Annotated in this window: 11 protein-coding genes and 1 tRNA gene; 6 read left to right on the top strand and 6 right to left on the bottom strand. The window is 40.7% G+C overall.

Going from position 1 to position 14394, the window contains the following annotated elements; translation table 11 throughout:
- The first annotated feature begins 45 nt into the window (after positions 1-45).
- Entirely contained in the window at positions 46-2931 is a 2886-nt protein-coding gene (gene uvrA / locus ATC1_RS10865) for an excinuclease ABC subunit UvrA (protein ID WP_062281812.1), read from the top strand.
- A gap of 302 nt (positions 2932-3233) precedes the next feature.
- Positions 3234-3938, top strand: a complete 705-nt coding sequence (locus tag ATC1_RS10870; protein ID WP_062281815.1) for a LysM peptidoglycan-binding domain-containing protein — start codon at positions 3234-3236, stop codon at positions 3936-3938.
- Positions 3939-4551: 613 nt separating this feature from the next.
- Here the strand turns inward: ATC1_RS10870 and queG are convergent.
- The 4 genes from queG to ATC1_RS10895 all read right to left on the bottom strand — a co-directional run bounded on the left by queG (position 4552) and on the right by ATC1_RS10895 (position 8418).
- Positions 4552-5487 carry a tRNA epoxyqueuosine(34) reductase QueG gene (queG, locus tag ATC1_RS10880; RefSeq protein ID WP_062281821.1) on the bottom strand — a complete coding sequence of 312 codons (936 nt, stop codon included), beginning with the start codon at positions 5485-5487 and terminating at the stop codon, positions 4552-4554.
- Between the two features lie 32 nt (positions 5488-5519).
- Entirely contained in the window at positions 5520-6104 is a 585-nt protein-coding gene (locus tag ATC1_RS10885) for an NBR1-Ig-like domain-containing protein (protein WP_062281823.1), read from the bottom strand.
- A 14-nt stretch (positions 6105-6118) separates the two neighbouring features.
- Entirely contained in the window at positions 6119-6820 is a 702-nt protein-coding gene (locus ATC1_RS10890) for an NBR1-Ig-like domain-containing protein (RefSeq protein ID WP_062281825.1), read from the bottom strand.
- A gap of 278 nt (positions 6821-7098) precedes the next feature.
- On the bottom strand, positions 7099-8418 hold the full coding sequence (locus ATC1_RS10895; RefSeq protein WP_062281828.1) for a DUF1015 domain-containing protein: 1320 nt from the start codon (positions 8416-8418) through the stop codon (positions 7099-7101).
- Positions 8419-8636: 218 nt separating this feature from the next.
- On the opposite strand from ATC1_RS10895, the gene ATC1_RS10900 reads away from it, so the two are divergent.
- The 4 genes from ATC1_RS10900 to ATC1_RS10920 all read left to right on the top strand — a co-directional run bounded on the left by ATC1_RS10900 (position 8637) and on the right by ATC1_RS10920 (position 12375).
- A tRNA-Pro gene (locus tag ATC1_RS10900) sits at positions 8637-8711 on the top strand.
- Positions 8712-9138: 427 nt separating this feature from the next.
- Positions 9139-10497, top strand: a complete 1359-nt coding sequence (ssnA, locus tag ATC1_RS10910; RefSeq protein ID WP_062281834.1) for a putative aminohydrolase SsnA — start codon at positions 9139-9141, stop codon at positions 10495-10497.
- A 203-nt stretch (positions 10498-10700) separates the two neighbouring features.
- Positions 10701-11300: a nucleotidyltransferase family protein gene (locus ATC1_RS10915; RefSeq protein WP_062281837.1), complete on the top strand. Its 600-nt coding sequence runs from the start codon at positions 10701-10703 to the stop codon at positions 11298-11300.
- 244 nt (positions 11301-11544) lie between these two features.
- Complete coding sequence (locus ATC1_RS10920) at positions 11545-12375, top strand: aminotransferase class IV (protein ID WP_172667770.1); 831 nt, start codon at positions 11545-11547, stop codon at positions 12373-12375.
- Between the two features lie 153 nt (positions 12376-12528).
- Here the strand turns inward: ATC1_RS10920 and ATC1_RS15180 are convergent, their stop codons facing one another.
- Positions 12529-12705, bottom strand: a complete 177-nt coding sequence (locus ATC1_RS15180; RefSeq protein ID WP_152024295.1) for a toxin-antitoxin system HicB family antitoxin — start codon at positions 12703-12705, stop codon at positions 12529-12531.
- 365 nt (positions 12706-13070) lie between these two features.
- Positions 13071-14342, bottom strand: coding sequence for a ribonuclease H-like domain-containing protein (locus ATC1_RS10925; RefSeq protein WP_062281844.1), 1272 nt, complete (start codon positions 14340-14342; stop codon positions 13071-13073).
- Positions 14343-14394: the final 52 nt, after the last annotated feature.

Here is a 14394-nt window from a genome sequence, read left to right on the forward strand (position 1 = left end):
AGAAGACCGATCGAAATTTCGAAATACAGATCAAGATGAGGTTTGATGGTTGATAATAATATGATTCGTGTCATTGGGGCACGTGAAAATAATCTTAAAAACATTTCTGTGGATATACCACGGGATAAACTGGTTGTCATTACCGGATTATCCGGTTCGGGTAAATCATCACTGGCATTTGATACGATTTTTGCAGAGGGTCAGCGCCGTTATGTGGAATCGCTTTCCTCTTATGCGCGTATGTTTTTAGGCCAAATGGATAAGCCGGATGTCGATTCGATCGAGGGATTATCTCCGGCGGTTTCGATTGATCAGAAAGGAACTTCCCGCAATCCACGTTCCACTGTTGGTACAGTAACAGAAATTTATGATTATCTTCGTCTTCTTTTTGCACGGATTGGAACACCTCATTGTCCTGTTTGTGGGAGAGTGGTTGTTCAGCAGTCATCCGATGAAATCATTAATAAGGTTGAGCAGCAACCGGAAGGAAGCCGCTTACTGATTCTGGCGCCAATTGTACGGGCAAGAAAAGGTACTTACCAGGCAGCTTTGGATGAAATCCGTAAAAGCGGATTCATTCGTGTCCGTGTCGATGGAACAGTTTATTCTTTAGATGAAGAAATCAGTCTTGATCGCTATAAAATTCATACGATTGAGGCGGTTGTTGATCGTATTGTAATTCACCATGATGACGATGAGGAAAACGCCCGACTGAATCGTTCCAGGCTGGCTGATTCGATAGAAACGGCACTAAAAGTCGGTGATGGATATGTCACTGTGAGTAATCTATCTGCTGAGCCAGCAGAAGATATGCAGTTTTCGGAATTCCTGGCTTGTCCGGAACATGGTGTCAGCATACCAGAAATTGAACCGAGAACCTTTTCTTTTAACACACCGCATGGCGCATGCCCCGCATGTCAAGGTTTAGGCATTCGTCAGGAAATTGATCCGAATTTAATCATTCCGGATCCATCACGATCTTTGAATGAAGGTGCAATTTCAGTCATGGAATGGAATCACTCAAAGGCTGAAAATGGCTATTACTGGCAGCAATTGGAAACCGTAGCAAAAGAATATGATATCAATATGGATAAACCCTTTTCCGAGTTAACTGAAGACCAGCGAAATATCATACTCTTTGGATCCGGAGGGAAAAGCCTGAAAATGGAATTGGTCGGTAGAAATGACCGCGTTTCATCGTATCAGGCACCTTTTGAGGGCGTCATCCCGAATCTAAAACGCCGTTTTGATGAAACGAATTCCGATTTTATCCGCGATAAAATTGCAGAGTATATGGTTGATAAGCCGTGCCACGTCTGCAATGGAAAGCGATTGAAACCGGAAACACTTGCCATAACCATCGATAATCTCAATATCATCGATATTACTGAAATGCCTATTAATTCTTTACTGATATGGGTAAGGAAAATCCAGAGTGATCAAACCTTATTATCGGATTGCCAAAAGATCATCGCTGAAAAGATATTAAAAGAAATCGTTTCCCGACTTGAGTTTCTTGTCAATGTGGGGTTAGATTATCTTACATTGCAGCGTTCTGCATGCAGTTTATCCGGAGGAGAATCGCAGCGCATTCGTTTAGCGACGCAGATCGGTTCGCAATTGATGGGGGTTTTATATGTATTGGATGAACCTTCGATCGGATTGCATGCCCGTGATAATTCGAAATTATTAAAAACCTTAAAACAGTTAAGAGATATCGGAAACACAGTCCTGGTTGTTGAGCATGATGAGGAGACAATTCGCGCTGCCGATTGGATCATCGATATGGGACCAGGTGCGGGAATTCGAGGCGGTGAAGTAGTTGCCGCAGGTTCCATCGATACAATTCTCTCTAGTAAACAATCTCTGACAGGCGATTATCTTACAGGCAGGAAATTTGTTCCAATCCCGCAGAAACGAAGGAAACCAGATGACCGATTTCTGGAAATCATTGGTGCCACTCAAAATAATCTGAAAAATATTGACGTGAAAATTCCGCTCGGAATGTTGGTTTGTATCACTGGCGTTTCCGGAAGCGGAAAATCTACCTTATTGAACGATATATTGTATAATGTTTTGGCGCACGAGCTGAATAGAGCGTATACAACTCCTGGGCAATTCAAAAAAATTAATGGGATTCAGTTTCTTGATAAAGTCATTAATATTGATCAGTCACCAATTGGAAGGACACCTCGCTCAAATCCGGCAACTTATACGGGCGTTTTCGATGAAATTCGCAAGCTTTACGCAGAACTTCCGGATAGCAAAATGCGCGGATACAAACCAGGACGTTTTTCATCGAATGTCCGCGGCGGGCGTTGTGAAACTTGTCAGGGTCAGGGGCAGCTTAAAATAGAAATGCAATTTTTACCGGATGTATATGTACCTTGTAACGTGTGTCATGGATTGCGCTATAACAATGAAACATTGCAAGTGAAATTTAAAGGAAAATCGATCGCTGACGTTTTGGACATGGATATTGATGAGGGCGTTGAATTCTTTTCTGCATTTCCAAATATTGTCAATAAATTGAATCTTCTTCAGGAAGTGGGGATGGGCTATGCCAAAATTGGTCAGCCAGCTAATACACTATCCGGAGGTGAAGCGCAGCGAGTTAAATTATCCAAAGAATTATCAAGGCGTGCTACCGGAAAGACTTTGTATGTTTTAGATGAGCCATCTGTCGGATTGCATGCAGCAGATGTCCATCGCTTAATTACTGTACTGCAAAAACTGGTCGATCAGGGCAATTCAGTGATTATTATTGAGCATAATTTGGATATCATCAAAGTATCCGATTATATTATTGATCTCGGACCAGAAGGTGGCGATCGCGGCGGTAGGGTTATTGCTGTTGGAACGCCTGAGAAAATTGCAAAATGCGAGGCTTCTTATACCGGGCAATATTTAAAAGATATTCTTCAGAGATAGCGGTACTGGGAAAAGAGCTGGTTATGAATCTATAACTGGCAGCCACAAACTTGTCAGTATTCCGGGATCTTGTATGTTCATTTAAATAACGAACGGAAAAAGAAGTAATAAGAACTATAGGCTTACTATTCAAATCAATCAGGAAAACCATGACTACAACAAAGAATCCTACCCATATTTAGAAATGCTGCGAAAAAAGCCCTCTTTTTGCACAGCGTGCTTTTTCCGTGTACAATAAGAATAAATTTGACGAAAACAAGATTTACGAAGAATGATTGATCTGAAATGAAAGGAAATATGCGATGGCAAGAAAAAATTCGCCTCAATATGTTATCAATTCCTATCAAAAGAAACAAAAATTTTTACCATTCATTATTTGGAGTATTGCAGCGATTATTTTTGCACTGGGAATTATTATTTTAGTGATATGGTTCGCCGGAGACAGCGGATTTTCAATCGGCAGTCTTTTTGCTTCGGATACGCCGACGCCAACGCTGACGGCCACTGCGACAGCTACCGTTCCAACCAATACGCCAACCTTAACTCCGACGGAGACCATAACTCCTTCTCCGACGGTTTCACCAACACCAGAAGGGCCTCAAATGTATACAGTTGTTGAGGGAGATAATTGTTGGGATGTGGCTGTTAATAAATTTAAAGTAGGAATTGATGTGTTCCTGGCAATAAATGGCTTTCAGATGGATACTTGTAATTTGACACCCGGTCAGGAAGTGATCATACCTGGCCCGGATACAAAACTTCCGACAGATACTCCGGTTGCGCTTGATGTTTATACTGCCGGTCAGCAAATTGAATATAAGGTACAGCTTAACGATTCAATTCAGGATATTGCTTCAAAGTTTTTCACAACCATCGATTCCATCGCGAAATTGAATAAGATTGAAGATACAACGGTGCCTTTGAAAGCCGGAACCAGTCTGGTGATTGCAGTGAAAATTGTGACTCCGACACCATCACCTGTACCGACTTATACTGCGATGCCATAATTCTCATCAATAAAAAAATTATTCTTAGAAAATAATTGAAAAGGTTCCTTTTTCTTATAAAATGAAGGAACCTTTTTTTACTCGTGTAATACCTGTCTCTATATACTACCTGTTTTTCTCAAATTTTTTTCCTGGAATTTCCAGATTTGAGCGTAAAAAGGGACGATTTTTCAAAAAGTGAGAAATTCAGCTATCATCCTAACGTTGACAAATTGCCATACGAGCCCATACAGTAGTGAGAATTCTGTCATTGCGAGTCCCGAAGGGACGTGGCAATCTCCCAGCCCCATTATGTAAAGAGTGCCACACGAAAAGAGATTGCTTCGCCGGGCGGCTGGCGCCCTCCTCTCAATGACAGATCGCCGTACAAGCCCCGTTGGGGTGATATATTTCCTTGCGAGTCCCGTAATGGCGAAGCAATTCACTATCGCATTAGGGAAAGAATGCCATACGAAAAAAGATTGCTTCGTCGGGCTGGCGCCCTCCTCGCAATGACAAATTGCCATGTGTGTCCTCCTGAGTATCTCGAATTAGTTCTTTGAAATCTCCAAATTTGTGCGTAAAAAGGGACTTTTTTTCAAAAAGTGAGAAACTCAGGTATTAGCGTAAAACCTTAGCCGCCTTCAGCTAAGTTATGTAGGGCATTTCTGATGTTTCGTTTCAGCCCGGAATTTTTTGTACGCAGTATTGGTGTTTCCTGATATTTTTCTTTGAATTCAGCATCGGATAAATCCAGATCTTTCATCTCTCCAATTACGATATGATGTAAAGACAATGGCGTTTGGTTAACAAGATTCTTTTGATTCCAGGGACAAATTTTTACACATACATCGCAGCCGAAAATCTGATTGCCGCATAAAGCCGCAATTTCCGGTTCGATTTCACCATGATTTTCAACAGTCTGGTATGCGATGCATCGGCCGGCATCGATGGTTCGAGTATTTGGATCGATACATTTTGTTGGACAAGTATCAACACAGAGACGACACTTTCCGCATCTGTCATCATTGTATGGCGGATCGGGTTCAATTTCGATATCGAGCAGACATTCCGCTAACAGCGTCGTTGAACCATATTTGGGATGAATCAGCATAGAATTCCTGCCAATCCATCCTAATCCAGCCTGAACTGCAAGTGACCTTTCCAGAATGGGGCTTGAATCGGTACAAATTTTTGCATGGACATCCTTACAAAGCCTGCTGGAGATCCGATCAATTAATTTCCCGCATAGCTCGGTAATCTGATGATGATAATCCCAATATCGGGCAAAGGATGCAACGGAAAAAAACGATGGCTCGAATTCATAGCAGATAGAAATTCCCAGTACCAGAATGGAGCGGCAATCTGGATATATGATTGCCGGATTTTTCCTTTTTTCGATGTGATCATGTCTTGCGAGATAATTCATTCCCGCATACTTGCCTGCTTCTATCCAATCCAGGTAACGCGGAAAATGATCTGGTTTACGAGGATCTGTAAAACCGGAAAAACAAAAGCCGAGCTTTTCAGCTTCGGCTTTTATGATTTCTTTTTCGGATGTTTGATTCACTATTTCGGATTACTAAAAAAAATATTGGTTTATCAGTCCCGAACTTGCACTGCGACAAAAATATTGTCTAAAATGACAGCGCCATCATTGTCAATCAGTTCCCAATAGGAATTATAAATTCCGGGATCATCCTGAGCAGGAAAATGCAGTGTAATGCTTGTAGTCTCCCCTTTTGGAACGGCTGGCAGATAAATTACTTTCCCTTCGTTGGCTTCTACACCTTTATAATATCTGAGATAGAATTCATTGGTCCAATCCAATGGCCCGACATTTTTGAATGTCCAGGTTACATCCCAGTCTTCTCCCGGATAGATCAGCATGTAATTTTTATTTTGCTTATCCAATTTTGCCATATAGGAATAGTAAGTCGGTGTAGGTTTCCAAAAACCTGATCCTGATCCGCTGCTGATGACTCCTGATCCGGAAGTAGTCGGTGCAGGCGTCGCTTGAAGTGTCGCTGCAAATTGAGCCTGAATGGTGGAATAAATTTCAGCATATACTGTTGCAGCGATCTGTGTTCGCAGTGCGCTCATGTCAATCGTTTCCTGAGCCGAAATACCACTGAAGCCAGCGATCATCACAAGAACGAACAGACTGATAAGAATAATCTTCTTCATTTTAAAAATCCCCTTTAATCAACCACGATTGTAAAATCTACAATATAGAAATTACTATCGTTTTCATTGGACAGCACCCATGACATCTTATATTCACCTGGTGTTGTAGGTGCAACAAAGTCAATGGTTATTGATGCGGTTTGCTGGGGCGCTGTGGTTTGTGTCAGATAGTATCGCGTGTTGCCTGCTTTTGCAAAATTCGTCCCGGTAAAAAAGCGCAAGGAATAGCTGGTTGTCCATGTGGTTGTTCCGATGTTGGTGATGTACCAGATCAGATCATCCGATTCTCCGGGGGAGTAATGTGTACCATCGGCAATGCTTTGATCAGCCCAAACGGCTTTATCTCCAACTGAAGCCAAGGTGGCTGTCGGTTGCGCTACTGGCAGCGCTGCTGAGGTGACTCCTCCGGCTGGGACTGCCAATGTTGCTACTGATGAAGAAATCGAATTTCCTGAGCTGGCGGTCGGTAAGGAAATTGGAAGCGAAGCGGTTGTGGGGGTAAAGGATACTGGCGTATAAGTGGGTTGAGGCGTATCAGTCGGTTTTGCTAATGCGGTTTCCGTTGCACGCGCTTCAATCGTTTGAACGGCATTCGTCGCAATCTGATTGACATCGATGGTTGGTTCCGGTGTTGCACGTGTTCCACAAGCTGATAGGACGACAGTAAAAATGATGATGAACGCGCACTGCGCGAAAATTTTCTTCCGATTTAACATAAAAAACCTCCATGAATCTGTGATCATTAATGTTATTGTACCAAATTATTACGCTGTCGAATTCAATAAAGTTCCAGTTGATGATGTAATTCAGCAACGGTTTGAAATATGAGCGGGAGTATTTGATGTTGTGTTGTTTTTGCGCGGAGCGCAAAAACAACACAACATCAAATTTTCTCTTTTTTTCTCAAAAGGTTTTCAAAATTACGAATTAATGGTAATTCAGCAGTAATTTGTAATTAAGATAGAATTTTTGATAAGAGAGATAAATTCCCGTATTATTTCAGAATCCTGCGGCATTCAATATAAAAGCGCTTTTCATGCGCTTCACCCATCGAAAAAGTCTTTCTTGGAAGGGCTCCATCTTTAATAATGCTCTGGAAGAATCCGTTTTTTTGAACAGGCGGAAGATAGAAGCTGGCATTATTTTCGGATTGCGCAATGTTGATGACATCATCAGTTCCGTGAATATAATCAATCTCCTCAAATCCACCCTTTGCTTTCCAGGTATCGAGAAACTGCTGTACTGAACCGACACATAAACCTGATGGTGGATTGAGAAATGTTGCTTTATAAGCTTTCCCGTTTTCCAGAATGCCAAATGATTGAATGCCTTCGGGCGTTGCATCGATATCTTTAAAAAGTGATTCATGATCAACATGTGTGACAATTTCAATATCATTTCCATATTGATGTTCCAATTGTTTGACTACAGAATTCTTCTTGTTAAAAATAACGCGATGAATCGGTTCAAATAATAAAGCAGAATCATGCAGGTTTTCGATTTCAACCATCGCATAGCGCGCCGGATGATCCATTCCCCATTCTTGCTTGTGATTTTCCCAAATTGCTTTTGCAGTTGCTAAGGAGTGATTTCCGTCTCCGATGGCGAAAATGATCCGACTGTGGTCATTGACCGAACCGTACTTTCGTTCAATTGAATTGTCCGATTGTGCTTCGGCAACAACTGACAAGATTTGATTTTCTATCTTCGGATCTGCCAGAGAATATCCGCGTACGTGACCACTGTTCATCATTAAATCAAAATCATAGAGAACCGGTAAAGTATCTTTTATTGAAATCAATGGTTCAATCAGTTTTTTTTGATCGTCGTCAATGAGAACCAGAATATGAGGAATTTCTAACGGGGCGCCTTCACGAATCTTGATACGCGGGGGAATGCGTTCTGCGACTGTCCCTTCTGTAGCCCGTATCCAGCTCGTGGATGTCCGTGTGTAATCATAATCCTCAAGGTCGATTGTTGTCAGGAGACCATACCGGGTACCATGGTCGATTTCTCGCTCAACGAGAATCATACCGTGATGTAAAACGAAAAGATTTTCTTCGAGATATTTCCCCATTTCGTGATGGATGTCCTGGATTTTTCTGGCCTCGTCAATTTTTCCTAAGTAAAACTCTGGAAATGTAATTTTTAGTGTCGAGGGATGATCACCTACTTCAGATGCAACCTGATCCCAATATGATTGATTGGATGTAAATTGATCACAAGCAATTGTTGCCCATTTTTTCATGTCTACTTTATTACAAGGGAGTAAAATCTCAGGAACTTTGAGGATACTGACAGATTCTTTCAACATTTTTTCTCCTAATTCTTTATTGATGAGTGGTTTTATTTTATCGTAAACTATTAATTCGTAAAGAGACTGAAATCTGAATCACTCATCTATAAAATACTTGAGTTACTGGATAAATCAGCCATTTGAAATATGAATCTACTGTCCAAATCTCAAAGGTGAGAAAAAATTCATTTCCTTGTAAAAATAATGAAAGGTGGATTATAATAGAGAACGTTGTTCGGGGCGTGGCTCAGTCCGGATAGAGTGCACGGTTCGGGTCCGTGAGGTCGAGCGTTCAAATCGCTCCGCCCCGACAAAAGAGGATATCTTTTAAACTGGATATCCTCTTTTTTTCTCCCCTTTTCTTTCTCCCCTTTTCTTTCTCCCCTTTTCTTTCTCCCCTTTTCTTTCTCTCTCTCTCATAAGCTATTTTAGATCAACACGAATCGATTTCAAATAAGCTGGAGCAATGTAAATAAGAATCCATGATAAAGGTAACTGAAAAAAATTTGTAAGACAACAGCGGAAATGTTAAAATGAAATATATCGGAGGTCGATAATCATTATCGGCGTTGGTGAGTTCCCATCGAAAAGTGCCCCCGGAATCTAAACGGATGGGAAAAGATGTCATTTCCTGAATAATCAATATCTTGCTGCAATTCCAGGTCGATCCATTTTGTCCGGAATTCAGGCTAATAATATTTTCCCGCCGCAAAATTTCATTATCTTTTAGGAGGATTCATGCTGATTTACAATGCGAAAGTTGTAACCTGGGAAAAGCCAAATCAAATCCACGATAATTATGCTGTCTATATTCAAGGCAACCTGATCAAGGAAATTGGTCCAAGTTCGGAATTGTTGAAGAAATATCCCGCAGAAGACAAAATTGATGCTGATGAACAATTGTTGATGCCGGGGAGTATTTGCGCTCATACGCATTTTTATGGCGCATATTCACGCGGAATGGGCATTCCAGGGGTTCCATCCAAGGATTTCCCGGAAAATCTGGAAAATCTCTGGTTCAAACTGGACCGCTCTTTGGACGAAGAAAGCACGCGGTTGTCCGCGCAGATTTTTGCGATCGATGCGATTAAGGCTGGCTGTACTACGCTGTTTGATCATCATGCCTCTCCAGAATTCATCGATGGGTCATTGGATGTAATCGCTGATGTCATCGACAAAAGCGGACTTCGTGCCTCGTTATGTTATGAAGTTACTGACCGAAACGGGAAAAATGGAACCAAAGCCGGTATACGGGAAAATGTTCGATTTTTAACGTCTTTAAAAGCAGGGAAGAATCTGGGCGGACGCCTTGCCGGTGCCTTTGGAATCCACGCGTGTCTAACCGTGGATGAAGAGACGTTGGAAGATTGCGCTGCGGCAATCCCGGATGGATTTGGTTTTCATATTCATCTGGCTGAATCCCAGGAAGATGAATGGGACAGCCTGTACCGATTCGGTGCGCGCTGCGGGCAGCGATTATATCAGCATCATATTCTTGGCGATCGTACAATTGTCGCACATGCAGTCCATGTGGATGCCCGGGAAATGGAGCTTCTTAAAGAAACAGGAACCTGGATTTCCCATCAACCGCGTTCCAATATGAATAATGCAGTCGGCGCAGCTCAGGTTGAATCGATGCTGGCTGATGGCATGAAAGTATGTTTAGGAAATGATGGTTTCACTTTTGACATGTGGAGTGAATGGAAGACGGCATATTTCCTGCAGAAGGTAATACATCGCGATCCGCGCCGAATGAACGGTTATGATGTTCAGGAGATGGCAATCTATAACAATGCAAAACTGGCTGGACAAGCGTTTGGGTTTGGGGATCAATTTGGAACCATTACCGTAAATGCCCCGGCGGATTTGATTTTGGTGGACTATAAACCGTTTACAGATTTGAATCCAGGAAATATTCCCTGGCATATCATTTTCGGATTCCGTGAAGCGATGATTACGACGACGATTGTCGACGGGAAAGTATTAATGTTGAATCGAGAACTGACCACCATGGATGAAAAAGCGATCTGTGCCCGTTCTCGGGAAAAGTGCCCTGAAGTCTGGAGACGCTTCAGCGAATTGCATGGTGTTAAATAACGATAAACGTCGATGGTAGCCGATTTGTCTTATTAAGATTTTTTGTATTATCAGAAAAACATAGAAGAAAGCAATCGAACATCGGTATTTCTCGCATTAAATCAGGAGAGATACCGATGTTTTTACAAAAAAAGTTGAGATTATTGGATATGGTCGAATAATCGTTTCCAAGAACCAAGAGGCATTGTTCAGAGAGGTTTTTATTGAAAATTGGAGCAATCATCCTTGCAGCAGGCGGAAGCACACGTTTCCATGCGAAACAGCATAAATTGCTGGTAAAAATTGACGGGAAAAGTGTCATCCGAACAACCGTTGAAAAAACGTTACAATCCGACTTTCAACCTGTAATCGTGGTGGTTGGCGCAAAAGGCGAGACTATTACCGCTGAAATTCATGATTTGCCGATCATCATTGTTCAGAATACAGATTGGCTGCAAGGGCAATCCACATCTCTGAAATGCGGTCTTCGGGCGATTCCGCCAGCAGTGGAATCTGTCTGCATCCTTTTGGCCGATCAACCATTGATTTCACAGGACACATTGCATTGTTTATCACTGTATCAGGAACGATTTCCGGATGAAATTATTGCGCCGTTGTATCATGGCAAGCGCGGCAATCCGGTGTTTTTTCCAAGGAAATTCTTTCCGGATTTATTCGATCGTATTTCAGGTGACAGTGGCGGGAGAGAGATTATCCGGGAAAAAGGAGCTCATTTCGTCGATGTCATGGATAGTTTTGTGCTCCGGGATATCGATACAATCGAGGATTATCAAAATTTCTTGACAGCCGAAAATAATGAATGACATTATAATACGGTGCTGAACAGTAATTCGGATTATTCAGGAAATCGAAATTTGAAAAGGCTTTTTTGTTTATTTGAAAAGTCAATCCATATTTCGAACAGCAGATGAAAGAAATACCACATCCGATAATGAAAATTCTATTTTCATAGGAATTGCTGGAATTATTTTCTCTTTTTTCACAAGGCGTTTTCAAATTTTGATTACTGAAGATGAAAGGACAGGCATGGGACATAATTTTTGGAAAATGATCAGAAATGAAAATGACTATGAGATGTTACCAGTATCCCGACAGGACTGCAGATCCATTCGCGACACCCAGAATTTTACTCCGGAAGGCGCTTATACAACTTTCCGAACCTATGATCGATATAAAGTTTTGAACCTTTCTCAACATTTCTCCAGGCTTGAAGAGACATCCAGCCTGGCAGGATTTCAAATTTCTCTTTTGCGTTTGTCGTTAAAAAAACGTCTGACAGAAATCATTGATCAATTTGATGAAGGCGAATTAAGGATTCGACTCACTGTTGATTTGACGAATGAAATCGGTACAATTTATGCTGCCATCGAAAAACTGACAATTCCTTCATTGGAGCTGTATCAGAATGGAATTGAAGTCATTTCAACACGTATGCATCGTGAAAATCCGAAGGCAAAGCTAAATAACTTCCTCGAAAAAGCCGATGAGGCAAAAAAGAGTGCCGGAAGAGATTATGAAGAAATTATCATGGTTAATGAGGAAGATGAAATTCTTGAAGGTTTAAGCAGCAATTTCTATGGGATTCAGAATCAAAAGATTTTTACTGCTGAAAAAGGTGTATTATCTGGAACGACGAGGAATTTTATCCTCAAGCTTGCAGAAAAGGTAGCTATTCCGGTAATACTTGAACCGATTCGACTAAATCAGATCGGAGCGCTGGATGAAGCTTTTATCACCAGTACCAGCCGATCAATTCTTCCCATCTGTTCGATTGACAAGGTTAAGATCGGCAGCAAGGTACCAGGAGAATTAACGATGCGGCTGATGAAATCATTTCGGCTGGAGCTTGAATTCTATCTTGAAGATTTGCGATACTAAGGAAGCCGTTTCCCAAATATTTTCATGGAGAAAATTTCCTGTGAAAATGTTTCTCTGATTTTGAAAAACAGATCAAAAAAAGACGGAATGATTGTTCATTCCGTCTTTTTTGATGATTGATGACAGGTTCCGATACTCGCTCTTGAAATTTTTCTATTCATCTTTTTCGATATTTTCAAGCGCGAATTCCAGACATTGTACAACGAGATTATTTAAAGAGATGTTATTTTCTTTCGCGATTTTCTCCAGTTCCGAATTCAAGGACTCCGGAAATCGAAAAGTCTTAGATACAGCAGAAATACAGCCCTTTTTAATGTGAAATTCCCCCATGACAACTCCAGATATAAAAAAAGAATCATTGTATTAAAAAAATCAAGCAAATAAAAATTCGAAATTTGGTATGGATTATTTGTTATTAGGTTGTCATTGCATTTCGTACATTAACAACATAATAACAAGCTTTTTTTATCAAAAGAATTTTCCAAAATTCGAATTGTTGCTAATTATTTTTAACAAAAAATAATTAACATAATTATTATATTTGATCTATTTGTTTTATGAAAAGGGAGAATATTAAGGTTTCCTTATAAAAAGGTTCTTTTTACTTCGACATTTGATTTTCAAAATTTCATTCTTTTCTACTGAGATTTTTCAAAACTACAAATAGTGGATTATATTCATAAATGATCGGAAATTTATTCTCCGTTTTTTTGTTTCTTTTCTTTATTTTTTTCAATCATCTGATTAATCTTCTTCATTCTATCGATTTTAGACCATTTTCCGAGTATTTCATCCTGATTCAGGAGTTCCACTCCTTTTTGCAGATACATGATCGCTAAATCATAATTCCGGAATTCTTTTTCGTATAGGTAAGCGGCTTGCAGACAACTTTTCAAGTCTCCTTCATCAGCCAATGCCTTATAAATTTGTATTGCTTTTTCCTTTGCGCCAATTTTCAGAAAAGTACCGGCTACTTTCTGTTTGTCGTGGTTTGACATATATGGATTGGTTAAGAATGATTGGATGTCTGTTTCTTCCGGATCCAACAACGCGGAATTCCGGTAAAAATCAGGACCAGATAGCACGTAATCCGAAAAAAAATCCGAATCCCGCTTTTCGGATTGTGCGATTTGATTCAATAAGAGGAGAAAGGCACTTAAACTCAACACATCGATTTCATTATGGTAAGCGATTCCTGTTAAAACGGATCCATCTGACGTGTTCAAAAAATCTCGATACAGTTCAGGCGCCATGAATCCCGGCACTTCCTGATCGTCACGCTGAATTTTTAACACTTCCTTTTCCATTGTGGATAGACGACAGTTTGGCAGACTCTTGTTCCAGAATTTTCTGGCAATCGGCAGAAGATCGACATGCTGATTCTCAGAACAAAAATCGGGAATCATATGGAAATTACACCTGCCGCGAATCATGGGGATATCAAAGGATTTGCCATTATAAGTCAACAGAATCGGATATCGCGCAAAGGTCGTTTCAATCTGATATAAAAATGCTTTTTCATAGGTTAAATCTGGCAGTATTAATTGCTCAACAACATACTGATCCTCGATAAAGTGTCCCATTCCGATCATAAATACAAATGAAGCTGAATTTGCTGACAGCCCGCTGGTTTCTGTGTCCATTGCCAAGGTTTCCTGTATGTTGATTTCTCCAAAATCAATCATTGTGGAAAACAATCGGCTGTTAATGAGGTCCTGGTTCAGTCGGACTCTGCCATGCGTATACGATTTGGGATAGACGCAGCGATTGATAAAGTAAGGCCCATAGAAATTTTCATCGATATTGCCGTTAGGAAATGCTTTTTCAAGCGCATGAAATATATCAACCGGTTGTTTTGGAGGTTCGTAGGGTTTTTCCGGCATTCCGAGTGTTACGCCGAGATTTTTTAGCTGCGATAGAATATCACTCATGTTATTTTTTTGAAAATCATCAATTTCTTGAACCATATTTGCGAAAATCTTCAACATACCCTGTTTAAGATCAGCAATCTGTTATATG

The sequence above is a fragment of the Flexilinea flocculi genome, from assembly GCF_001192795.1.
Taxonomy (GTDB): Bacteria; Chloroflexota; Anaerolineae; order Anaerolineales; family Anaerolineaceae; genus Flexilinea; species Flexilinea flocculi.

Bases quoted from the DNA above. Each gene is read 5' to 3' on its own strand.
- ATC1_RS10895 (WP_062281828.1), bottom strand. From the start codon at position 8,418: ATGTTGAAAGAATCTGTCAGTATCCTCAAAGTTCCTGAGATTTTACTC.
- ATC1_RS10885 (WP_062281823.1), bottom strand. From the start codon at position 6,104: ATGAAGAAGATTATTCTTATCAGTCTGTTCGTTCTTGTGATGATCGCT.
- ATC1_RS10920 (WP_172667770.1), top strand. From the start codon at position 11,545: ATGATCAGAAATGAAAATGACTATGAGATGTTACCAGTATCCCGACAG.
- ATC1_RS10890 (WP_062281825.1), bottom strand. From the start codon at position 6,820: ATGTTAAATCGGAAGAAAATTTTCGCGCAGTGCGCGTTCATCATCATT.
- uvrA (WP_062281812.1), top strand. From the start codon at position 46: ATGGTTGATAATAATATGATTCGTGTCATTGGGGCACGTGAAAATAAT.
- ATC1_RS10870 (WP_062281815.1), top strand. From the start codon at position 3,234: ATGGCAAGAAAAAATTCGCCTCAATATGTTATCAATTCCTATCAAAAG.
- ssnA (WP_062281834.1), top strand. From the start codon at position 9,139: ATGCTGATTTACAATGCGAAAGTTGTAACCTGGGAAAAGCCAAATCAA.
- ATC1_RS15180 (WP_152024295.1), bottom strand. From the start codon at position 12,705: ATGGGGGAATTTCACATTAAAAAGGGCTGTATTTCTGCTGTATCTAAG.
- ATC1_RS10925 (WP_062281844.1), bottom strand. From the start codon at position 14,342: ATGGTTCAAGAAATTGATGATTTTCAAAAAAATAACATGAGTGATATT.